Below are 22,342 nucleotides of genomic sequence, written 5' to 3' on the forward strand. Positions count from 1 at the left end.
CCTTTGCATCATCGGTAATTTCAATCCTGCGGCCACGGCCTTTACTGTCTTCCATGGCAGCTTTCACGCCTGATTCCATATATTTTTTCAGGCAGAGCTTTACCGTCGGTCTCGAAATATCGAGTTTGTCAGCAATGGCTTCATCTGCCATGCCATCTGATTTTAATAAGAGGATTTTGGCTCTCCTGTGGACTCTGGCTTCAACAGTCCCCTTCTGTAGAATGGACTTTAAATATGACTTATCATCATTGGAAAGAAAAATAGGCGTAGCACTCTTTGGCATCATTTTACCTCCTGAAATGGTCTATAAGTATTATACCATTTCAGGATAATAATGTAAACTTATTAAAATCGAGTTATATTAGTGTTTATCTCAGAGCAAAGGAAAGAAGCGATTGAGATGTGTATTAACTCCAAAAGAAAAAATGATGCTTTACTCCATGCAAAGCCAGTAGATTGCGACATTTGCATGGAGTAATAATAGTCGCAAAATAAAAATGCTGGCTTTGCAACTTGACTATCATATCAAGGAGGAAGCCCGCATGAAATATCTTAATGCAAAAGTGATTCTTCCGGACGCATTGGTAAAAGAGCTACAGAACTATGTTCAAGGCGGATATATCTATGTTCCTGTCGAGCAGGAACAGCAAAAGCGTTGGGGAGAAGTTTCCGGTTATCGGGAAGAATTGGAGCAGCGTAATAGGCAGATAAAAAAGGAACATCAAAACGGTGTTTCTATGGAATGCCTGTCAGAAAAATACGGTTTATCTTTCTATGCTGTCCGGAAAATTATATATCAAAAATAACTGTAAGGGGCTGCCAAGTGCAGCCCCTTATTTTATTCAGTTTGGTTCGGTATCAGACAGTGTATAGAATGTTTATCTCAATGGCTGTAAAATAAAAGAAAAATATAGAAAGATTTTATGAGAGGTAGTAACTATGTGTACCAGATTTGTTTATCATGGAGATGATATGATTACAGGTTTTAATTTTGATATTGACCTTTCTGTATGGAAACATAAAGTGATTGAAGAAAAGGAGCGTTTCTATATCGGAATTTTGCGACCGGACGGAACGTACCATTCTTATCATGGGGTTAATAAAAATGGAAATGTTGGAACGTTGTTATATGTGCACGGAAACCCTGACGGAACATATCAAGACAGCCAAATATGTATGACGATTGCAGATTTGACGGAGCAGTTTATCAAAGCGCAACTTTCTTTTGACGAAGTACTTCAAATTGTAAAGTCGAAGAAGATTACCTATGCTCCGGACGCTACTATGCAGGCGATGTTATCAGATGTTCATGGACGCGTATTGATAATCGAGCCGGGAATTGGGTATTGGGAAGAACATAAACGATATTCCTTGATAACGAATTACTCTTTGATGAAACCGGAAAGCACAAAAAAATTTATTGTGCAGGGCGACGACCGATACGAAAGGGCTTTGCAATTATTAGACAGATACGAAAATGATTTTTCAATTTCCGACGCATTCACATTGCTTCATGCCGTCCGGCAAGAGGGCGCATGGGCTACCAGAGTTTCATTTGTTTACTCTGCGAAAGAACAGACAGTATATTATGTAGAAAATAACCACTTTGAGCATATCACGAGATTTGTATTTCCGTCAGCGGAGCAGGAAAGGAGTAGTCATGCAACAGAAAGTTTATCCTCGTTCAAAGGATAAAGAAACGGTTTATCTGAAAAATGTTATCACCAATCCCAATATCATAATTGGTGATTATACAATGTATAACGATTTCGTCAGAGAACCAAAAGATTTTGAAAAGAACAACGTTTTGTACCAATATCCGATAAATAAAGATAAACTGATAATTGGAAAATTTTGTTCGATAGCCTGCGGAGCAAAATTTATTTTCAACAGTGCAAATCATTCTTTATCATCTCTTTCAACATACCCATTTCCTATCTTTTTTGAAGAATGGGGATTAGATGTGAAAGATATTACGAAAGCATGGGATAACAAAGGGGATATTATTATCGGAAATGATGTTTGGATTGGTTACGAAACAGTCATTTTAGCAGGTGTTACAATTGGCGATGGCGCAATCATCGGAGCGCGTGCAGTCGTTACGAAAGATGTTCCCCCATATACAATCGTAGGCGGTGTACCTGCGAAGCCGATAAGAAAGCGCTTTCCACAAGAAACGATTGACACTTTGCTAAAAATAAAGTGGTGGGATTGGTCTAAGGAGCGTATAGCACAACATATATCCGAGATACAGTCAGGAAATATTGAACATCTGATATAAATTGCCGTACGACGGAAGCCGTCGTACGGCAATAATTATTGACTTACTATATCCATCTTCAAAAATTTTTAATTTCATCCTTATATACACCGTCTTGCTGTAACCATTTTGCTAAGCTACAAACTGTTTCACAATCTATGAGAAACTATAGTAAGAATGAAGGGCTATTTTATTAAATCATTGTATTCCGGATGCTTTTCAAACCATTTGACGGCATAGGAACAGGTCAGAACAGCTTTCTTGTCCTGGGAACGCAGATGCTCTGCCAGGGCTTCCATCAGTTTGCCTGCGATTCCCTGGCCCCGGAGGGAGTCGTCCACAAAGGTGTGGTTGATATCTGCGGCGCCATCAGCAGTGTCCGGAAATGTTACCTCAGCCAACAGTTTGTCCTGTTCATCATATAGGGCAATTTGATTTGGATGATAAGTGAAATTCATGGCAGGTCCTCCTGTATTGTGAATTGGGGACTGACCGTCCCGCTGCCATGTAATTATAGCACTGAAGGTCTGGTTAAGCAACAGGCAGATGGAATTGCCATGGCTTCCAGAAGTTCTCCAGAGGACCTCTGAAGTCCTCCAGAGGACTTCCGGGGCCCTAAATGGCTAAAAATAACAGGTGAATAGCAGGAGGGAAGTGCTTCCTTTGGCTGTTACCTGTCAGGACTATCTGTATCAAAGGGCAGCAGGAATTCCGGAATGCCGCTGGAGTAGGGGGCAATATCGTACTGCTGGTAGTAAATGACAATCCCCCTTGGTGTCAGATAAAAATTTTCAGGATGAAAGGAATTGCGAAGGAGTTCAGGGTAGTTGTCAAAATAGGTGCCGGGATTGGCTTTCAGTCTCTCCGCAATTTCAAGCTGTATCCAATTCTGGATATCCTGGATATAGGAGGGATTGTCTTGATAAAAGTCGCTGAGTGTCATTTGTTTGCCGGACTCAGCATCCCATGTCTCAGACGTCCGCAGTGTGGAGCCATGAGCTCCGCCTGTAAATGTATACTGCTCCATATAGAGACTGAAAATACAGTTCTGGTTATAAGTCACCACATAACTTATATTAAATTCATATGGAAAGAACGGGAAATTACGGACGCGGCTGTAATTTGCTTCTTCGGCTGCCTGGGGATACAATACGGTCCTGCAGTATTTGCCTTTTTCGGCTGCCTGTGTGGCATAATATTGGTTTATGGTCTGTATGGTCTCCTGGTTACAGGAAGCATCTAATTGCGGGTAACGAATCTGACAGTTAAGAACAATAGAATCCCGGTAATCCATCTGGTCTGCCAGGATATGTTGGGTTATGGTTTGCATAAAAGCCTCATATGATATGTTTTTACAATATATGTGCATGGTTGGCCATGTATGATTGACTAATGGTTTCAGTGGGACATTCCTGTGTTTTGTTTTCCGTCTTGACACGAACGTATGTTTGTGATATTATAAGAACATAAAAGAACATATGTTCTCATGCGGAGCTGAGAGGGATAATCCATGAAGCAGAACATAAAATATATTGGAGGTAGCCATATGAAAATCACAAAGGACAATCTGAATGAAGTTTTATTTGAGAACCAGGATGCCAGGCTTTTGATTGAAGACGTCGTGACCCATACCAGCGCTAACCTCTATTATTACCATGATATAGAGATAACGGTTCAGAAGGCACTGGATATCTGGCATAAGGCCCAGACTGCAGACGAGGAAGAGAGCGGATTTTACAGTGTGTCCTTCCTGGATTTTTCAAAGAAGCGGATGCCAGTGCCGACAGGTTTACAGCAAGCATTCTCATAGCTGGTTTTTCGAGGACATATTTTACAAAGACAGGATTTTTAAGGCCGTTTTTGGAAATGCATTCCGGCGCTGATCGATGTCTGTCACATAGGAGAATGGAAATCAAACAATACCTGACATCATGATAAAACAGAAAGGTGGTTTTATAAAAATGGAAAATTGTTGCAGGGTTAACCTGGAACAGGAGATGACTATTGAGAACCTATATTGTTTCATAAGGGCATCCCTGCAGGCATTACAGAACACCGGTGGATATGGGGAGGCGGATTTTGTATGTCCTCTCTGTGGAAGAAAGGCCCATATAAAGCGTTTGAAGGGCGAGATTTATAATACAGGTGAGATTGAGTGCAGGTGTGGGTACTCGTTTCATTTTTAAAGGCAGACCGGTGGCTGATACGTGAATAAACTAGGCCGTCACTTTGCGGCGTTTTTTAACCAATAATTACCTTAAATATGTTTGGATTGCTAATTTTGGGACAGAATATAATAGAGAGCAAATGCCATGGGCAGTTCGCGGGTATCTGACTCAGGGCAGTTCAAACATTTTAAGGAGTAAATATGAAACGAATCGTTATATTGGGAGCCATGGCCTTGGCCATATCACTGGCAGTGCCTATGACAGCGCAGGCAGAAGAAAACGGGACAGATATGGTACTCGCCGCACAGGGTGTGGTTAATGAATTAAAGACCGCTCTTCGGGATGCAGCCCATAAGACAATCAAATTTGCCAATCAGGACGGAATCAATATTTATAAGGAACCCAGCACAGAGGCAGTGGTTTTGGACCAGGCATTACTGAATACATCCTTTGAGGTTTTGGGGGAATACGGCGATTGGTCAATGATAACAACAGAGGCAGGACATGCATATATTGAAACAAAATGTCTCTCAGGTATTGAGATAAGGCATCCTTCTTATTCCGAAGAGGACCTTTATATACTGGCTCATGTAATCTGCGGCGAGGCGCAGAACTGCCCGGACGATGAGCAGCTGCTGGTGGGCTCCGTGGTATTGAACCGGGTGAATCATCCCCGGTTTCCCGGTACAATCAAGGGTGTTGTATTTGCACCGGGGCAGTATTCCTGCACCAGGGATGGAAATTACTACCGTGAACCCACAGCAAGCAATTGGGCCAATGCAAAGTGGCTTCTGGAAAATGGAAGTATCTTGCCGAGGAATGTGGTCTGGCAGTCAGGAGGCAGACAGGGCAGGGGAGAATACCTGAGGACCAGATATCACAGTTATTGTTATTGATGGCAGGTGGAATACCAGTGAAAGCCTCATATTTACGCATTTTCAGGTATATACACAAAAATGGCCCTCCGTACTGGAGCGCCATTTTTGTATTAAAGTTTGTCGGTAGATATTCAATGGAGCATACGGGATTCGAACCCGTGACCTCCACACTGCCAGTGTGGCGCGCTCCCAGCTGCGCTAATGCCCCAACACTCGTAGATAATACCATAAATCCAGATGAAAATCAAGTACTATTTTTTTAATTATTCATACTTTTTGAAAATTCCGTATAAAATGTTAAATCTCCCGCTTTTAATCCTTAAGGAATTTTATTCTTAATTTAGCTTCTGCTCAAACTTTAGTCACAATTTTCATGTATACTCTTTTTCAACAAGGAATTACTCCTTTTGACATAGATTTCTCTCATACTCAGCCGGCATGATTATATCATGTCGGCTCCTCTCATAATCAGGCATATTCTGTATAACTTTCATTAGTTGACAATCATCATTACATCCGTCAATCTTGTATAATAGACTTGAAATAAAAAATGGCATAGCAAAAGAGCGAAGATGTAACTTCGCCATGTCTGTCAGGGATATGCACAATCAGGCGTTTGATAAAGTCAATGGCGGAGATGCATTCGGTTACAGTTTCATGTTCTTCATGGCGCTGATAGTGGAGAAGTCACATCATAGGCATCAATCCTGGAAGTGGCAATGACGGGCCGGCCCAGATATCTGCTGATATATTTAATAGTGATATCAGGGGAGCACGGATTTAGTGGGCATACCCTTTGGCCTGCAGCAGTTCAAGCTGGCAAAACTGGCTTTGATGCCCTTCGGAAGCCAGGTTATTTAAAGGTTTGATATAAAAAGGCCGCGGTATTTTTGCGATAACAGAGGACAGAATGCCTCAATTTTGATATACTAATGAATAAGAGATAGCAGGTAAGCAGACGCAGCTGTCCCAGGGCGTGTTTTACAGGGCATGCTGGGAGACTGCGTCTGTCGTATTCTCTGGATAAACATCAAATGAAAGAGAAGGGATGGAAATGTCACCAAGAAAGATTACCATGGATGATATCGCCAATATGGCAGGGGTTACTAAGAGTACGGTATCCAGATATTTTAACGGAGGCAGTGTTAAGGAATCCACCAGGGAGCGTATTCAGGAAATCATAAGGGAGTATAATTATGAGCCAAATACATTTGCCAGATTAAAGGCCAAGGAAAGCAATGTGATTGGGGTGGTCCTTCCAACCCTTAATTCCAAAGTGTCCAGCCGGGTGGTGACCAGCATTGGGCGTTATCTGAGGGAGCAGGGGTATGAAACCCTGATTAAGGACTCGGACCACAGCGTGGACCTGGAACTTAGGAACATCCAAAGGTTGATTACGCTGAAGGTGGACGGTATCATACTGAGCGCCATTACCATAACAGAGGAGCACAGAAAGCTGATTCAGGAAAGCCCTGTGCCTGTGGTGGTGGTGGCCCAGGACTATGACGGGGGAATCTGTATTGTCCACGATGATTACGGGGCAGGAAAAGCTATGGGAGTCCGTGTGGGAAAGGCCGGCCCGGCCCGGGTTGGGTATATGGGAGTATCCGGCCTGGATGTGGCTGTGGGTATCAACCGTAAGCAGGGCGTATTGGACGGCCTGAAAGAATGCGGCGTGGAAAATGTGGTAACGGCCATCGGGGATTACAGCTACGCCAGCGGAATCCGCATGGCAGAGGAAATCCTGGACCAGGGCCCGGTGGATGCAATCATATGCGCCACGGACCGTCTGGCTTTTGGGGCATACTATGTTCTGGGAGAGAGGGGGCTGAGGATTCCTGAGGATGTTTCCGTGGCAGGCTTCGGAGGATATGACGAAAGTACTCTGTTAAAGCCTGAACTGGCAACCCTGCGCTTTGACTCCTACGGCCTGGGCTACCTGGGGGCGGAGACCATTCTGAAGATGATACATCAGGAACCGGTGCCAAAAAAACAGATAGTGGATTATAGGATAATTGAAGGCGAAAGCGTGAAAGAATAAGGGATTTTCGGGGTATAGGAAGAAATAGAAGAGAAATTGTGGAAAGTGCACAAACTTCGGAGCTATTTTTTTACAACTAAAAATGGGACCGGTGCCAATAAAATGTTGACTTTTTGGGGTAAAAGTCCTATTATATAAGTATGGAACCGATACCAAAACATGAATGAAAGTATAGTTAAGAAGAGGGGAAGGGAATATGATGGATTATGCAAAAACGGCAAGCCTGGTCATTCAGTATGTAGGCGGAAAAAGCAATATTAAGTCAGTTACCCATTGTGCTACCAGACTTCGTTTCCAGCTCAGGGACAATGAGCTGCGGGACGAGGAGGCAATCAGCGACCTGGAAGGGGTAAAAGGTGTGTTTCTCACACAATCCCAGTTCCAGATTATATTTGGCTCCGGTACGGTAAACATGGTCTGCGATGAAGTACAGAAGCAGCTGGGGGCATTGGAGGAAAAGCCGGAGGAAAAAGAGGAAGGAAAGGGAAATGTGGTCCAGCGTTTTATTAAGATGCTAAGCGACATTTTCGTGCCCATTATTCCCGCCATTGTGGCAGGCGGTCTTCTCATGGGCCTTAACAACCTGCTGACATCCCCGCTTATAAACGGGCAGTCCATTATTGAACTGTATCCCATGTGGCAGGGACTGGCTTCGGCCATCAACACCTTTGCAAACGCGCCCTTTACGTTCCTGCCGGTACTTATTGGCTTCAGCGCCACTAAAAAGTTTGGCGGAAATGCGTTCCTGGGCGCTGCTATGGGAATGATTATGGTCCATCCGGATTTGCTGAACGCATACCAGATTGGTCTGGCACAGCCGCCGGCATGGGATATCTTTGGTTTTCAGATAGCTGCCATCGGATATCAGGGAACCGTACTTCCTGTTCTGGCTGTTTCATGGATTCTTGCCAATATTGAAAAGCGGCTGCACAAGGTAACGCCATCCTGGCTGGATAACCTGACAACACCTCTTTTATCCATCCTGGTGACCTCTTTCCTGACCTTTATCTGCGTGGGACCTGTGCTTAGGGAGGCGGGCAATCTGCTGGCAGCAGGCATCACATGGCTGTACAATACACTGGGACCTGTGGGCGGAGCTTTCTTTGGGTTTGCATATGCCCCCATTACCATGACCGGTATGCACCACAGCTTTATTGCCATTGAGACCCAGCTTCTGGCTGACAGCGCCCATACAGGCGGCAGCTTCATATTTTCAACTGCAAGCATGAACAATGTGGCCCAGGGAGCAGCTGTTCTGGCAGTGCTTCTCATGACAAAGAATGATAAAATGAAATCCATCTGTTCCGCGTCCGGCATCTCTGCCCTGTTAGGCATCACGGAGCCGGCCATGTTCGGTGTGACATTGAAACTGAAGTATCCATTTTACGCTGCCATGGCCGGTTCAGCAGCAGGCAGCGCCTATCTGGCAGCCACCAAGACTCTGGCCCAGGCATTGGGCGCGGCAGGACTTCCTGGATTTATCTCCATGAAGCCCGACCACTATATGAATTTTGCCATTGGAATCATTTTGTCCATGGGCGTTTCTTTTGTCCTTACCATGGTGTTCTGGAAAAAGTTTGCCCTTGACAGGCAGGACGGTTCGGAGAAAAAGGCGGGAAGCAGAACTGAGGGAATAGAACCGGTTCAGAAGGCAGCGGCGGGCCGGGAAACCGTTACCGAGCTTTATGTTCCCGTGAAAGGTCAGGTCCTGGATGTGGGGCAGTCCGCAGATGAGGTTTTCGCATCCAAGGCCCTGGGCAATGGCGTGGCCATTAACCCGGCAGAGGGTATGGTATGTGCGCCGTGCGACGGTATCGTAAGCCTGCTGTTTCCCACAAAGCATGCAGTGGGAATCACATCTGAGACAGGTGTGGAGGTGCTCATCCATATCGGAATCAATACAGTACAACTGGATGGCCAGGGATTTGAGACCTTTGTTTCACAGGGAGATAAGGTGAAAAAGGGCGATAAACTGATTGCCGCTGACCTGGATTTGATTCGGGAAAAGGGAATGAATCCGCAGACTATGATGATTCTGCCTGAGGGAGGAAATCTGGATGTGACCGTATATCCTGGTGAACAGGCAGATGCCAAAAATGTGGCGGTAAAGGCAGTGAAGACAGAATAAACATGGCGGTGGCAGAGGCTATGAAGACAGCGTAAACACATGGTGACGGTAAGGAGGAAGCAGCTTGAAAAAATATGAAAAGGTCCGAAGGGAGGACTATGAGGCATGGTACCGGGAAAACAGGGAGTACAGGGAAATGGTCAAGGCGGATGACAGCCGCCTGGCCTACCACCTGATGCCTGAAACCGGCTGGCTGAACGACCCCAATGGCCTCTGCCAGTTTCAGGGACTGTACCATATTTATTATCAGTATACACCCTTTGAGCCTACAGGGGAGATTAAGCTCTGGGGTCACTATACCACCCGGGATTTCATCCATTATAAACAGGAGGAGCCGGTGCTTTTTCCGGATCAGGACATGGACGCCCATGGCGTATATTCCGGTTCAGCTTATGTGGAGGACAAAACCATCCATTATTTTTACACAGGCAATGTGAAGCTGTTTGACCGGGATGATTACGATTATATCATGGGCGGCCGGGTGAGCAACACCATTCATTTTACCAGCCAGGATGGGTATCATTTTTCTGCCAAGGAACTGGTGATGAATCACGGAGATTATCCGGATGACATGAGCTGCCACATAAGGGACCCTAAAGTGTATAAAGAAGGGGAGTTTTATTATATGGTACTGGGGGCAAGGGATGTGCACAGCAAGGGAATGGTACTCCTGTACCGGTCAATGGATTTAAAAAAATGGGAGTATTTTAATAGAATCACTACGGACAAAACCTTTGGCTATATGTGGGAATGCCCGGATTTGTTCTGTCTGGACGGACAGCTCTGTCTGGTCTGCTGCCCTCAGGGCGTGAAGCCAATGGGAACAGAGTATCAGAATGTGCATCAGTGTACGGTTTTCTGCCTGGACTATGATTTCAGGGAAAATACCTGCAAGCTGAAATCCCAGCTGCCTGGAATGGTGGACAGGGGATTTGACTTCTATGCGCCTCAGACCTTTCTGGATGAAAAGGGGCGGCGCATTCTCATAGGCTGGATGGGGATTCCGGATGCGGATTACACCAATCCAACGGTGAACGCCGGATGGCAGCATGCCCTTACCATGCCGCGGCAGCTCCATATGAGGGAAGGACGCCTTTTGCAGCAGCCTCTGGAGGAGATGAGGGAGCTTCGCAGGGACAGAAGGGATTACGATTTTGAGGAACTTGACAAGGGCGTGGAGCCAGGGCTTGTGTTTGAAGGATGCATATCCTTTGTGACCTGTCATGACATGTGCCTGACTGTCAGGGGAGATGTGACGTTATCCTATGAAAATGGTTTGCTGACCCTGGATATGGGAACCTGCGGAAGCGGCAGGACCAGACGGAGCGTCCCGCTGGAGAGACTTACGGATTTGCATATTTTTTCAGACACCACTTCGCTGGAAATATTTGTAAACGAAGGCCGGGAGGTCTTTACCACAAGGGTATATGGTTCCCACCCGGGCATGCGGATGGAAGGAGATTGTTCCGGAAATGGGATTGTCTATGGACTGAATGGTTTTATATATGAATAAGGTTCAAGGAGCTACTAGGCATTGGCCTTAGCGCCTGTTCACCCGGCAAGGCGATAGACAGTGGAAAATTCAAAAGGACATTTGTCCAATGATTGCATCTGCATTTATAAAAAGACTGGCAGGAAGAAATAGTTAGGAGACATAAATCCTATACTTTATTCCTGCTTTTCATATATAATAATTCCATGACCGGCCGAAAGGAATACAAAAATGGATGAAAATTTATTGAAGTTACTGGAACTTGTGGAAAAAGATAAAGTGCTGTTCCAGCTTCTGCGGCAGTGTCCTTATGAAATCCTGCGGAATTTTAAAGTAAGGAAATACAAGGATAGCCGGTTCGTGCTGAAACAGGGTGAGATATACAATACATTTTATATTGTAGCCTCTGGCTATGCGGATATCTATGTGGAATCTGAGCACGGTAAGAAGTATCTATTGTGTACCTATACAAAAGGGGATTACATAGGAGAGTTGGAACTGTTTTCCCAGGTTGGCTATATAAGCCGTGTGGAGGCCAGGGGTGATGTGACCATGCTGGAGCTGGACCGGACCTATTTTGTCAAATGGATTCGCATGGACAATAACTTCAATGAATATATGATTCGGACCCTGTGCAGCAATTCTTACCGGATGTGTGCGAATATGGGGCAGAACACCCTTTATACGCTGAAGCAGAGAATCTGCCAGTACCTGGTAGGCAATGCGGGAACAGACGGTAAACTGCGCTTCGTGGTCTCATCTGAAATACTGAGCCAGAAGATGGCAGTGACCCAGCGAAGTGTGAATCGCATTTTAAAACAACTGAAGGAACAGGGCCTTATTGAACTGAATAAGGGGAATATTGCCATAAAGGATTACGATGCCCTGAACAGAGAAAGAAATTAGGAGGAACAGTATGGATAGTTTACAGCCGCATATCAGATGCAGCAGGCAGGATGGCGCAGCCTACGCAATCCTTCCCGGAGACCCTGCAAGGGTAGAACGGATTAAGGGATTTCTGGAGGATGTTAAGGAGATTGCATTTAACAGGGAGCATAAAAGCGTCAGCGGTATCTATAAGGGGGTCCGGGTCATGGCCGTTTCCACGGGAATGGGCGGGGCGTCCACGGGAATCGCGGTGGAGGAACTGCATCACATAGGCGTAAAGAATATGATACGGATTGGAAGCTGCGGCGCTTTGCAGAAGGATATACATATGGGAGACCTGCTTCTGATTCATGGGGCTGTCCGGGATGACGGCGCTTCCAGGTCCTATGTAGAGGAGCAGTATCCGGCGGTGCCTGATACGGAGCTTCTTATGTGCATGGTTGAGACAGCGAAAACATTCCATTTTCCCTTTCGTATAGGTAAATGCAGAAGCCATGACAGCTTTTATACGGACCGGGAGGATGAGATTGATGCCTACTGGCATGAAAAAGGAATATTAGGTGCGGATATGGAGACTGCGGCGCTGTTCACCATAGGCGCGTTAAGAGGCGTCAAGACAGCGTCCGTCCTGAATACGGTCAGCCTGTTCGAGGGGAATCTTGGGGAGGAAATCAATGGATACGTGGAGGGCATTCACCAGGCGGCAGAGGGAGAAAAGAATGAAATCCTTCTGGCCCTGGAAACAATTGTGCGCATGGAAGAAAAAGTCCGTGAACAGGAGGCGGGAAGATGAAAGAAAAAAATTATAACAGCCCCTGGTCCCTGAAATTTAATACGGCCGCGCTGGTACTGATACCTGCTGCAGTGGGGATTAATTATATCGGTAAGCTGTTTGCCGGCGTATTGAAACTGCCGCTTTGGCTGGACTCCATTGGAACCTGCCTTGCAGCCTGTCTTGCCGGTCCGGTTGTGGGGGCGATTGCAGGAGCTGCCAACAATCTGATATATGGCCTTACCATGGACCCCATATCTACAGTATATGCCCTTTCACAGGCGGCCCTTGGAATTGTGGTGGGACTGATGTCGTATTATGGTCTGATGAAAAACCTGAGGGGGACTATCTTAACCGGTGTTCTGGCAGGCCTGGCTGCTGTTATCGTATCCACCCCCCTGAACATGATGTTTTGGGGAGGAACAACAGGTAATCTGTGGGGAGACATTGTATATGCAGGAGCCTTGTCTCAGGGGCTTCCAGCCTGGATTGCATCCACGGCGGATGAAATCGTGGTGGACCTTCCGGACAAAATCGTGGTGCTTTTGCTGGTGGCGGGACTGTATAGAGGATTTCCCAAAAGTATTCTGTCCCTGTATCAGAGCAACAGCAAAATAGAAAGTCTGGACTAAGGAGAAGATGAATGAAAAGTATAAGTTTATATGAGGAAAAGAACTCTTTTTTAAACAGGCTTTCGCCTGAAAGCAAGATTCTGTATGTTCTGTCCGCTGTTTTCATCCCGATTTTCATGGGGAATCATATGGCCAGCACGGGATTCATCCTCTTAAGCGCATTGCTGCTGTTTGGTTCCGGCGTAATCCGAAAAACCATACCTATCTTAGGTGTGTCTGGTTTTGTGGTACTCACCGTGCTGCTGATTCAGGGATTGTTCCGGGCTGGGAACGAAACAGCGCTCTTTGGCATCTGGGGGCTTACCTTCTATAAAGAAGGCCTTATGTTTGCTCTGGATATCGCCATTAATGTGTTTAATATCATCCTTTGCTTCTGCGTGCTGGTACTTTGCACCAAACCGTCCGACATGATTGAGAACTTTGTGCGCAGAGGATTTTCGCCCAGATTTGGATATGTGTTTATTTCCTTGTTCCAATTGATTCCGCAGATTACGGAAAAAATGGCAACCATTACGGATGCCCAGAAAAGCAGGGGAATGGAAACAGAGGGGAACCTTCTGGTGAGGATGAAGGCATTTCTTCCTCTGATTTCACCAGTTATTATGAGCTCTTTTATAGATACAAAGGAGCGGGCCATTGCGCTTGAGGTGCGTGGATTTAATGCAAAAAACAGGAAGACATTTCTTAATGAACAGCATACGACCACACTGGACAAGGTGATTCAGGGATTTCTGATTCTTGGTATTGTGGGAGCAATTGGTTGGAGGATTATGACATGGCTGAGATAAAAGTAACAAATCTGAAATACAGGTATCCCCATACAGACCGCCTTGCCCTGGACGGAATCAATTGTGAAATCCATGCAGGGGAGTTCATAGGTATTATAGGAAGGAATGGCTCAGGTAAGAGTACTTTTTGCCAGGCCCTCACAGGGCTGGTTCCCAACTTTTATAGGGGTGCATACGGAGGGAAGGTCTTTGTGGATGACATCGAGGTCAGGCATGTGGAGGTGGATGACTTATGCCGGAAGGTGGGAATCGTGTTCCAGAATCCATTTAACCAGGTGACGGGTTCCAAACTGACTGTCTATGAGGAAATTGCATTTGGTCTGGAGAATTTCGGCATACCAAGGGATGAGATGATACGGCGCATTGACAGAAGCCTTGAGGAACTGGATATTATCCGGTTTAAAGACAGGGCGCCCTTTGACCTTTCAGGGGGACAGATGCAGAGGATGGCCATTGCCAGCATCATTGCCATGGAGCCTGAGGTTATCATATTGGATGAACCAACCTCGCAGTTGGACCCGCAGGGAAGCGAGGAGGTGTTCCGAGCGGTTCAGAGACTGAGCCGGCAGGGAATCACTATCATTATGGTAGAACACAAGATGGAGAAAATTGCAGCCTACAGCGATCGGGTCATGCTGCTGGATGACGGAAAACTGGTGGATTTTGATGCACCCGGAGCTATATTTTCCAGGAATGATTTAAGGGAACATGGTGTAATCGCGCCTTCCTATACAAGGATATGCCGGGAACTTGGAATAAAGACAAAAGAGACGGACCAATATCCGGTTACCCTGGAAGAGGCAGGCGCGCTTCTTACATACGGACAGGAGGGGATGGTATGAACCAGATTGACATAAAGGGGCTGCATTTTTCATATTCGGAAAAGGAAGAAATCTTAAAAGGAATCAATCTTGTTATTGACGAGCGCTCTACTGCCATCATCGGGCAGAATGGGGCAGGAAAGACTACCTTTGTTAAACTGTTAAAGGGACTTTTGCGGCCTACACAGGGGAACATTCTGTTTAATGGCCAGGACCTGTCGGATTTTACGGCAGCTCAGTTGGCAAAGGACATTGGACTGGTGTTTCAGAATCCCAATGACCAGATATTTAAGAATACGGTAATAGATGAGGTGATGTTCGGGCCCCTGCAGATTGGCATGGACAGACAGGTCGCAGAAGTATCAGCCCAAAAGGCATTAGCCATGGTGGGACTGGAGGGAACCGAAAAGGTAAATCCCTATGACCTGGGACTTTCCGACAGAAAAATGGTATCCATTGCAGCAATTATAGCCATGGACACGGATGTAGTCATATTTGATGAACCGACTATTGCCCAGGATTATATGGGCAAGGAGAGGATTAAGGCCATTATGAAGGCGCTTAACAGGGAACACAAAATTGTTATTTCCATTCTCCATGATATGGATTTTGTGGCGGAAACGTTTGAGCGGGCTATTGTATTTGCAAAGGGGAATGTACTTCTGGACGGGGATACCAGGGCTGTATTTGGACAGAAGGATATGCTGGAGCAGGCATATCTGGAGCAGCCCGGAGCCACCAGATTGTGCCATGAACTGGGATACAGCGAGGTTTTTTTGTCCCCTGAGGAATTTATAAATTTCAAGATAAAGCAACCGTTATCAGGAGGCAGACGGGCGGATCGGCCGCCGTACCAACGGTTATAAGGCCCGGGCCGGGCACCGGGCTGTCTCAGCTATGAAATTGGCGAGGAGGAATCCGGTGTTGTGGCCTGGATTGAACGGTGGGAAAGCGAGGAAGGCCTTGAAATAGGGCGACCGCAATCCCACTGGCTTTAGCGCGCCCGCATCATTTTCGGAGCCCTTCTATAAAAACTGGTCGTTTTCAGAACGTTTATAGGATATGATGTCATTGATATCGCAGTCCAGGATGCGGCAGAGGTCATTGAGCGTGGTGGTGCTTAAGGGTTTGTTCTTCCGGAGCCTGTCTATGGTGGAGCTTGACAGGTTATGGTTATAAATCAAGGTGTAGGTGGATTCATCAGAATTCTTGAGCGTGTTCCAAAAAGGTTCATATGTAATCACGGTGTATCCTCTTTTCTTACGTGTATATTATGTAAATAGAAAAATAAGGCAATTTTAGTTTACCTAAAAAAATGGTTCATTTCTCGGATATGCAGAATTTGCCTACAAAAAAGGTGAAAAATACCATGTTAGCCGTAAGGGAAGAGGGATGGACGTATGTCAGGCGGACAGAATCCATTGCCCCATTGCCCTTCATTTTCCTTAAAATCTATTTAATAAACGCTGGAATCCGGTTATTTCCCCCTCTTGGAAAAAAATTCTAAGGAAGGAAAGAACAAGCTTTTATGAAAAATATAGGACAGTATAAGAGGAAAAGGACTTGCTTTTTTCCTGAAAGTTTGTATAATGGGATAACGGAGTGAAACTAAGCATGTAATTTTCAGTTATCAGGCTTATGAATCCAGGAGGCAGAGTAAAATGAAGGTCAGGAAGGTACTGGGCGGCTTTGCATGGGCCATGCTTGCGGCGACGCTGATTTTGGTGAATGCAATGGCGGCTAACGGGGATGATTTGTTTTACCAGACAGAGAATTCCAATGTTTCAGCGGTGGTACAGTATCAGCGATGATTCAGCAACGACGCAGAATTTTTTGGATTTCAGCAGTTATTACGAGGAGAGACCGGCACGGATGCTGGTCTTTTTTAATGCAGTGAAACCCGGGATGAAAAGCAGGCACCATTGTTTTTAACAAAACAGCCGGATGCTGACAGCAAGTTTTGCAATGTATTGAACAAAAAGGGATATGGATTATTCGCCCGCCGGGTGGTAATATTAAATCATGAAATCAACGAACACAGGAGGGAATGGTTATGCATTTATTAGACAGTGAACTGAGGAATAAGGAAGAGTGGGAAGCAGCAGGAATAGAACTTCCAAAATTTGACAGGGAAGCCATGAAGGCAGCTACCAGGGAATGCCCGCAGTGGGTGCATTTCGGTGCAGGCAATATCTTCCGCGCATTTCCGGCAGCGCGTCAGCAGAAGCTGCTGAACGATGGTGTGGAAAAAACCGGCATCATTGTTGCAGAAGGTTATGACTATGAAATCATTAAGAAGGCATACAGGCCTCAGGATGACTTAAGCCTCCTGGTTACACTGAAAGCCAATGGCACCATTGAGAAGACCGTGATTGGAAGCCTTGCGGAATCCCTGACAGTGGACCGTCAGGATGAGGCTGACTGGAACCGCCTAAAGGATATTTTTGCCAGCAGTACCCTGCAGATGGTCAGCTTTACCATCACGGAAAAAGGCTACAGCATCACTTCAGCAGACGGTTCCTTCCGTTCAGACGTAGCGGCTGATTTTGAGGCTGGCCCGGAGCAGGCGGACAGCTATATCGGCAAGCTGGCAGCCCTGTGCTACTGGAGATATACCCATGGGGCAGCTCCTCTGGCACTGGTAAGCATGGATAACTGTTCCCACAACGGCGATAAGCTGTATGCGGCTGTGGATGCCTATGCAAAGGCATGGACGGAGAACGGCAGGGCTGTTAAGGGATTCCTGGAGTACATTGAGAATCCGGCCAAGGTTTCCTTCCCATGGAGCATGATTGATAAAATTACCCCACGTCCGGATGACAGCGTAAAGAAAATGCTGGAGGAGTCTGGCTTCACGGATACAGAGAGCATTGTCACCAGCAAGAACACATATGTGGCTCCTTTTGTAAATGCAGAGGAGGCCGAATATCTGGTTATTGAGGATGCATTCCCCAACGGACGCCCCCAGCTTGAAAAGGCAGGCGTTATGTTCACTACCAGGGATACGGTTGAAAAGGTGGAGCGCATGAAGGTGTGCACCTGCCTGAATCCTCTTCACACTACCCTGGCTGTATATGGCTGCCTTCTGGGCTACACCAAAATCAGCGAGGAGATGAAGGATGCAGACCTGGTGAAGCTGGTGGAAATCATTGGATACAAGGAAGGTCTTCCTGTGGTTACGAATCCGGGTATCCTTTCTCCTGAGAAGTTTATTGACGAAGTTTTACAGATTCGGGTTCCAAACCCATTCATGCCTGATACGCCTCAGAGAATCGCCTGCGATACCTCCCAGAAGCTGTCTATCCGTTTCGGAGAGACCATCAAGGAGTATATGGCAAGACCTGAGCTGGATGTGAAGTCCCTTAAGTTCATACCTATGGTTCAGGCAGGATGGTGCCGTTACCTGTTAGGTGTAGACGATGAGGGCAATACCTTTACCGTGAGCCCGGACCCAATGTATGAGGGACTGGCTGAGAAGCTGCAGGGCGTGAAGGTAGGAGAGCCATGCAATGTACACGAAGTGCTCCAGCCAATTTTAAGCGATGCCAAGATATTCGGAGTGGACCTGTATGAGGCAGGGCTGGGCGAATATGTGGAGAGCATTTTCGCGGAGTTGATAGCAGGCAAGGGGGCTGTAAGGGCTGCCCTTCAGAAACACCTGGCAGAGGCATAAACCCATTTGATTCATAAAATATGGGTTCCGGCCCCAGGCCGGCCCGGCGCACGCCCGGACAATGGCATACAGCCGCTGTCCGGGCGTTTTCTGCTGTTGATGGGAGACGTAGATATTTACAAAATGTGGGAGAAATTAATGAAATTGTAACAAAAAAGTTATATTTTATATACAAAACAGGGAGAATATGGTATTATAGTGGGAACGAACGGATGTTTATGTCTGATTCACTGAACTTACAGGCATTTGCCTTTTTAATATAGATTAAGAATGGAAATGGGAATTTCCAGGAATCATAATATTATTGGGAAAGACAGAGGTTACGTATGAAAAGGTGGATAGCAGCAGGCATATTAATCCTTGCATTGACAGGATGTTCCCGGTATGAACCGACAAAGGAGATGACCAGGTCCCAGGAGGAGGCCATGCAGTCTGAGGCAGCAGAGGCGCAGACCGGGCAGGAGACCCAGGAGGCAGAGGCGGCTGATTCGGAGGTCATTACCATTTCCTCATATCCGCCCAGGAACCCGGTGAAGGTAAAGGGCATCTATGTGTCCGCCTATGTGGCCGGTACCGGCTGTATGATGGATAAAATCATTGAGGAGATTGACAGGACGGAGCTCAATGCAGTGGTCATTGATGTAAAGGACGACCAGGGAAGGATTACCTATGCCATGGATTCCCCTACTGTGAATGAGATAGGGGCCTGCCAGGTTTTTATCCAGGACATGCCGGCGCTTATGGCAAAGCTTAAGGAGCATGGAATCTATACTATAGCCAGGGTGGTGGCCTTCAGGGACCCTTATCTTGCGGAACAGAAGCCGCAGTGGAGCCTTCACGTGGCGGATGACAAGATTTACCGGGATAATAAGGGCCTTGCATGGGTAAATCCCTATAAGAAGGAAGTCTGGGATTATCTGGTCGAGGTGGGGAAAAAGGCAGGCGAGGCGGGATTTGACGAGATTCAGTTCGATTACATCCGGTTTGCCGTGGACAGGACCATGAATGACGTTGTCTTTGACGACGCAGATACCCAGGGGCATAATAAGACCCAGGCAATTACGGAATTCATAAGCTATGCACATGATGAGCTGGCAAAGGAGGGACTCTTTGTGTCGGCTGACGTATTTGGCACCATCATGCGCAGCGAGGAGGATGCGGCTGCCGTAGGCCAGGAATACGAGGACATGGCGGAGCAGCTGGATTATATATGTCCTATGATTTATCCATCCCACTATGGGCCGGGAAATTTTGGAATAGAGTATCCAGATACCCAGCCTTATGATACAATATTAAATGCATTGAATGGTTCCAGGGAGCTTCTGGCCGCTTCCGCAAAGGATGACACGCCTCAGGCAGTGGTAAGGCCATGGCTTCAGGACTTTACGGCGTCCTATCTGGAACATTATATTAAATATGGCGATGAACAGGTGAGGCAGCAGATACAGGCTGTCTACGATGCCGGCTATGACCAGTGGATTCTCTGGGATGCAGGGGTCAGCTATCACTACGGCGGGCTGCTGACTCCGGAGGAAGCAGCGGAAGAGGACGAGCGTATAGCCCAGTCCAGGGCAGCGTCGGAGACGGAGGGGGCCCCGGCGGAGAACGTCCCGTCAGAGAATGTCCCAGTGGAGAATGCCCCTGCGGACAACATCCCGGCGGAGAACGTCCCGTCAGAGAATGTCCCGCCGGCAAGCGGCGCCCGGTAAAGCGGCATACCGGAAAGCGGCGGAACATAAAGCCATATGAAAGGGATGGTGACAGTTATTGTTTGATTTAGAGGAAGAACTGAAGAAACTCCCGGCCAGCCCGGGAGTTTATCTTATGCATAATGACAGGGATGAGATTATATACGTGGGCAAGGCCATCAGTCTTAAGAACCGGGTCAGGCAGTATTTTCAGAGCAGCAGGAATAAGACGGCCAAAATTGAACAGATGGTGTCCCACATTGCGTGGTTTGAATATATCCTGACGGATTCCGAGCTGGAAGCCCTGGTGCTGGAGTGCAACCTGATTAAGGAGCACAGGCCGCGGTACAACACCATGTTAAAGGATGACAAAAGCTATCCCTATATCAAGGCAACCATGGGGGAGGATTTTCCACGCCTTCTGTTTGCCAGGGACATGAAGAAGGACGGCAGGAGCCGTTACTTTGGTCCTTATACCAGCGCCGGGGCCGTGAAGGACACGCTGGATTTGATACACAAATTGTACCGCATCAGGACCTGCAGCCGGAACCTGCCAAAGGATACGGGAAAGGAGCGTCCGTGTCTCAATTATCACATCAAGCAGTGTGACGCCCCCTGCCAGGGATATATTTCCAGGGAGGAATATCAGTCCAACTTCAGCCAGGCCCTGGACTTTTTGAACGGCAGATACGACCCTCTCATAAAGAGTCTCCAGGAAAAGATGCAGGCTGCCTCTGACAGCCTGGAGTTTGAGCGGGCCATTGAGTACCGGGAGCTGTTAAACAGCGTGAAGCAGGTGGCGCAGAAGCAGAAGATAACCAGCAGCGGCATGGAGGACCGGGATATCGTGGCCATGGCCAGGGATGAGAGGGACGCGGTGGTACAGGTGTTCTTCATCCGGGAGGGCAGGCTGATTGGCAGGGACCATTTCCATATATCGGCTGTCACGGCGGAAAACGAGGGCGAGATTCTGGACAGCTTTGTAAAGCAGTTCTATGCGGGCACTCCTTTTATTCCAAGGGAACTGTGGCTCCAGCATCCCCTGGGGGATGAGGAGGTCATCAGCCAGTGGCTGTCCGCCAAACGCGGGCAGAAGGTAAGGCTGGTGGTTCCGAAAAAGGGAGAGAAGGAACGTCTGGTGGAGCTGGCAGCCAGGAATGCCGCTCTGGTGCTGTCCCAGGATAAGGAGCGGATTAAAAAAGAGGAGCTTCGCACCATCGGGGCCATGAACCAGATTGGGGAGCTCATTGGCATTGGGGGAATCCGGCGCATGGAGGCATACGATATCTCCAATACCAGCGGCGTGGAGTCCGTGGGTTCCATGGTGGTATATGAGGACGGCAGGCCCAAGCGCAGCGATTACAGGAAATTCCGCATCAAGACAGTCCAGGGCCCCAACGATTACGCGTCCATGAATGAGGTGCTGACACGCAGATTTTCCCACGGTATGAGGGAGACGGAGGAACTGAAGGAAAAGGGGGCTGACTTAAGCCTTGGCAGCTTTACCAGGTTCCCGGATTTAATCATGATGGATGGCGGCAGGGGCCAGGTGAACATAGCCCTGGAGGTCCTTGATAAGCTGGGACTTTCCATTCCTGTGTGCGGCATGGTGAAGGATGATAACCACAGAACCAGGGGACTCTACTATAATAATGTGGAGGTGCCCATTGACCGTCACTCCGAAGGGTTCAGGCTTATCACCAGAATCCAGGACGAGGCCCACCGTTTTGCAATTGAATACCACAGGAGCCTGAGGGGAAAGGGCCAGGTGAAATCCATCCTGGACGACATTCAGGGTATCGGACCGGCCAGGCGCAAGGCCCTCATGCGCCATTTTAAGGATATAGAGGCAGTGAGAAGCGCTTCCGTGGAGGACCTGGAGCAGACGCCCCAGATGAACCGCAGGTCGGCTGAGTCCGTGTACCGCTTCTTCCATCCGGAGGCGGACGGCGCCCGGACCAGTGGGCAGGCCACTGCGCAGAACAATGAACAGCCCGGTACCCGGACAAGCCCGGAAAACGGGGCAGAAAAGGGTTTCCAGAATCTGGAAACCTGACGATAAAAACACATGACAACCGCATCAAATTATGATAGTATGATAGAAGTTAAACGA

At 47.3% G+C, this 22,342-nt stretch carries 23 protein-coding genes, 1 tRNA gene and 2 pseudogenes; 20 read left to right on the forward strand and 6 right to left on the reverse strand.

Going from position 1 to position 22,342, the window contains the following annotated elements:
* Positions 1 to 286, reverse strand: a 286-nt coding sequence (locus G614_RS28030; RefSeq protein ID WP_242828136.1) for a helix-turn-helix domain-containing protein, incomplete at its 3' end; no start/stop codon positions are given.
* Between the two features lie 256 nt (positions 287 to 542).
* Between G614_RS28030 and G614_RS0118495 the strand changes: the two genes are divergently transcribed.
* The 3 genes from G614_RS0118495 (at position 543) to G614_RS0118505 (ending at position 2,281) form a co-directional block, all read left to right on the forward strand.
* Entirely contained in the window at positions 543 to 806 is a 264-nt protein-coding gene (locus G614_RS0118495; protein WP_027643139.1) for a CD3324 family protein, read from the forward strand.
* 133 nt (positions 807 to 939) lie between these two features.
* Positions 940 to 1,695 carry a conjugal transfer protein gene (locus G614_RS28035; protein WP_044918240.1) on the forward strand — a complete coding sequence of 252 codons (756 nt, stop codon included), beginning with the start codon at positions 940 to 942 and terminating at the stop codon, positions 1,693 to 1,695.
* Complete coding sequence (locus G614_RS0118505; protein WP_027643140.1) at positions 1,661 to 2,281, forward strand: CatB-related O-acetyltransferase; 621 nt, start codon at positions 1,661 to 1,663, stop codon at positions 2,279 to 2,281. The genes G614_RS28035 and G614_RS0118505 overlap by 35 nt, the downstream gene beginning before the upstream one ends.
* A 164-nt stretch (positions 2,282 to 2,445) precedes the next feature.
* Here G614_RS0118505 and G614_RS0118510 read toward each other — a convergent pair whose 3' ends face one another.
* Positions 2,446 to 2,772, reverse strand: coding sequence for a GNAT family N-acetyltransferase (locus G614_RS0118510; protein WP_080664555.1), 327 nt, complete (start codon positions 2,770 to 2,772; stop codon positions 2,446 to 2,448).
* A 158-nt stretch (positions 2,773 to 2,930) separates the two neighbouring features.
* The gene (locus G614_RS0118515; protein WP_027643142.1) at positions 2,931 to 3,590 is read right to left on the reverse strand and encodes a DUF3298 and DUF4163 domain-containing protein; all 660 of its coding nucleotides are present in this window, start codon (positions 3,588 to 3,590) and stop codon (positions 2,931 to 2,933) included.
* Positions 3,591 to 3,806: 216 nt separating this feature from the next.
* On the opposite strand from G614_RS0118515, the gene G614_RS0118520 reads away from it, so the two are divergent.
* From G614_RS0118520 to G614_RS0118530, 3 genes are all read left to right on the forward strand, one after another.
* Positions 3,807 to 4,070 (forward strand): hypothetical protein, encoded by a 264-nt coding sequence (locus tag G614_RS0118520; RefSeq protein ID WP_027643143.1) that lies wholly within the window; start codon positions 3,807 to 3,809, stop codon positions 4,068 to 4,070.
* 151 nt (positions 4,071 to 4,221) lie between these two features.
* Positions 4,222 to 4,446 carry a hypothetical protein gene (locus G614_RS0118525; RefSeq protein WP_027643144.1) on the forward strand — a complete coding sequence of 75 codons (225 nt, stop codon included), beginning with the start codon at positions 4,222 to 4,224 and terminating at the stop codon, positions 4,444 to 4,446.
* 182 nt (positions 4,447 to 4,628) lie between these two features.
* Positions 4,629 to 5,324: a cell wall hydrolase gene (locus G614_RS0118530; protein WP_027643145.1), complete on the forward strand. Its 696-nt coding sequence runs from the start codon at positions 4,629 to 4,631 to the stop codon at positions 5,322 to 5,324.
* Positions 5,325 to 5,441: 117 nt separating this feature from the next.
* Here the strand turns inward: G614_RS0118530 and G614_RS0118535 are convergent.
* Positions 5,442 to 5,514, reverse strand: a tRNA-Ala gene (locus G614_RS0118535).
* Between the two features lie 377 nt (positions 5,515 to 5,891).
* Positions 5,892 to 6,087, reverse strand: a pseudogene (locus tag G614_RS35085) (transposase); the annotation flags it as partial.
* Between G614_RS35085 and G614_RS34585 the strand changes: the two are divergent.
* The 10 genes and pseudogenes from G614_RS34585 to G614_RS28045 form a co-directional block, all read left to right on the forward strand.
* Positions 6,087 to 6,167, forward strand: a pseudogene (locus G614_RS34585) (YccF domain-containing protein); the annotation flags it as partial. The pseudogenes G614_RS35085 and G614_RS34585 sit on opposite strands and share 1 nt — an antisense overlap.
* Before the next feature lie 193 nt (positions 6,168 to 6,360).
* Complete coding sequence (locus tag G614_RS0118545) at positions 6,361 to 7,347, forward strand: LacI family DNA-binding transcriptional regulator (protein WP_027643146.1); 987 nt, start codon at positions 6,361 to 6,363, stop codon at positions 7,345 to 7,347.
* Between the two features lie 196 nt (positions 7,348 to 7,543).
* Positions 7,544 to 9,475, forward strand: a complete 1,932-nt coding sequence (locus tag G614_RS0118550; RefSeq protein WP_027643147.1) for a sucrose-specific PTS transporter subunit IIBC — start codon at positions 7,544 to 7,546, stop codon at positions 9,473 to 9,475.
* A 64-nt stretch (positions 9,476 to 9,539) separates the two neighbouring features.
* Positions 9,540 to 10,988: a glycoside hydrolase family 32 protein gene (locus G614_RS0118555; protein WP_027643148.1), complete on the forward strand. Its 1,449-nt coding sequence runs from the start codon at positions 9,540 to 9,542 to the stop codon at positions 10,986 to 10,988.
* Positions 10,989 to 11,198: 210 nt separating this feature from the next.
* Positions 11,199 to 11,873 (forward strand): Crp/Fnr family transcriptional regulator, encoded by a 675-nt coding sequence (locus G614_RS0118560; protein ID WP_022200405.1) that lies wholly within the window; start codon positions 11,199 to 11,201, stop codon positions 11,871 to 11,873.
* Between the two features lie 10 nt (positions 11,874 to 11,883).
* Entirely contained in the window at positions 11,884 to 12,648 is a 765-nt protein-coding gene (locus G614_RS0118565) for a nucleoside phosphorylase (protein ID WP_027643149.1), read from the forward strand.
* On the forward strand, positions 12,645 to 13,259 hold the full coding sequence (locus tag G614_RS0118570) for an ECF transporter S component (RefSeq protein ID WP_027643150.1): 615 nt from the start codon (positions 12,645 to 12,647) through the stop codon (positions 13,257 to 13,259). Before G614_RS0118565 ends, G614_RS0118570 begins: the two co-directional genes overlap by 4 nt.
* An 11-nt stretch (positions 13,260 to 13,270) precedes the next feature.
* On the forward strand, positions 13,271 to 14,047 hold the full coding sequence (locus G614_RS0118575; protein WP_027643151.1) for an energy-coupling factor transporter transmembrane component T family protein: 777 nt from the start codon (positions 13,271 to 13,273) through the stop codon (positions 14,045 to 14,047).
* Complete coding sequence (locus G614_RS0118580) at positions 14,035 to 14,889, forward strand: energy-coupling factor ABC transporter ATP-binding protein (protein WP_027643152.1); 855 nt, start codon at positions 14,035 to 14,037, stop codon at positions 14,887 to 14,889. Before G614_RS0118575 ends, G614_RS0118580 begins: the two co-directional genes overlap by 13 nt.
* Positions 14,886 to 15,734 (forward strand): energy-coupling factor ABC transporter ATP-binding protein, encoded by an 849-nt coding sequence (locus G614_RS28045; RefSeq protein WP_044918244.1) that lies wholly within the window; start codon positions 14,886 to 14,888, stop codon positions 15,732 to 15,734. Before G614_RS0118580 ends, G614_RS28045 begins: the two co-directional genes overlap by 4 nt.
* Before the next feature lie 159 nt (positions 15,735 to 15,893).
* On the opposite strand, the gene G614_RS0118590 is transcribed toward G614_RS28045, so the two are convergent.
* Positions 15,894 to 16,112, reverse strand: a complete 219-nt coding sequence (locus G614_RS0118590; RefSeq protein ID WP_002587772.1) for a helix-turn-helix domain-containing protein — start codon at positions 16,110 to 16,112, stop codon at positions 15,894 to 15,896.
* 417 nt (positions 16,113 to 16,529) lie between these two features.
* On the opposite strand from G614_RS0118590, the gene G614_RS32015 reads away from it, so the two are divergent.
* The 4 genes from G614_RS32015 (at position 16,530) to uvrC (ending at position 22,285) form a co-directional block, all read left to right on the forward strand.
* Positions 16,530 to 16,679 (forward strand): hypothetical protein, encoded by a 150-nt coding sequence (locus G614_RS32015; RefSeq protein ID WP_166430224.1) that lies wholly within the window; start codon positions 16,530 to 16,532, stop codon positions 16,677 to 16,679.
* A gap of 242 nt (positions 16,680 to 16,921) precedes the next feature.
* Positions 16,922 to 18,541 (forward strand): mannitol dehydrogenase family protein, encoded by a 1,620-nt coding sequence (locus G614_RS0118610; protein ID WP_027643153.1) that lies wholly within the window; start codon positions 16,922 to 16,924, stop codon positions 18,539 to 18,541.
* Between the two features lie 326 nt (positions 18,542 to 18,867).
* Complete coding sequence (locus G614_RS0118615; protein WP_027643154.1) at positions 18,868 to 20,250, forward strand: putative glycoside hydrolase; 1,383 nt, start codon at positions 18,868 to 18,870, stop codon at positions 20,248 to 20,250.
* Positions 20,251 to 20,308: 58 nt separating this feature from the next.
* Positions 20,309 to 22,285 carry an excinuclease ABC subunit UvrC gene (uvrC, locus tag G614_RS0118620; RefSeq protein WP_027643155.1) on the forward strand — a complete coding sequence of 659 codons (1,977 nt, stop codon included), beginning with the start codon at positions 20,309 to 20,311 and terminating at the stop codon, positions 22,283 to 22,285.
* The last annotated feature ends 57 nt before the right edge of the window (positions 22,286 to 22,342 follow it).

The organism is [Clostridium] clostridioforme AGR2157, assembly GCF_000424325.1.
Classification (GTDB): Bacteria; Bacillota; Clostridia; order Lachnospirales; family Lachnospiraceae; genus Enterocloster; species Enterocloster clostridioformis_A.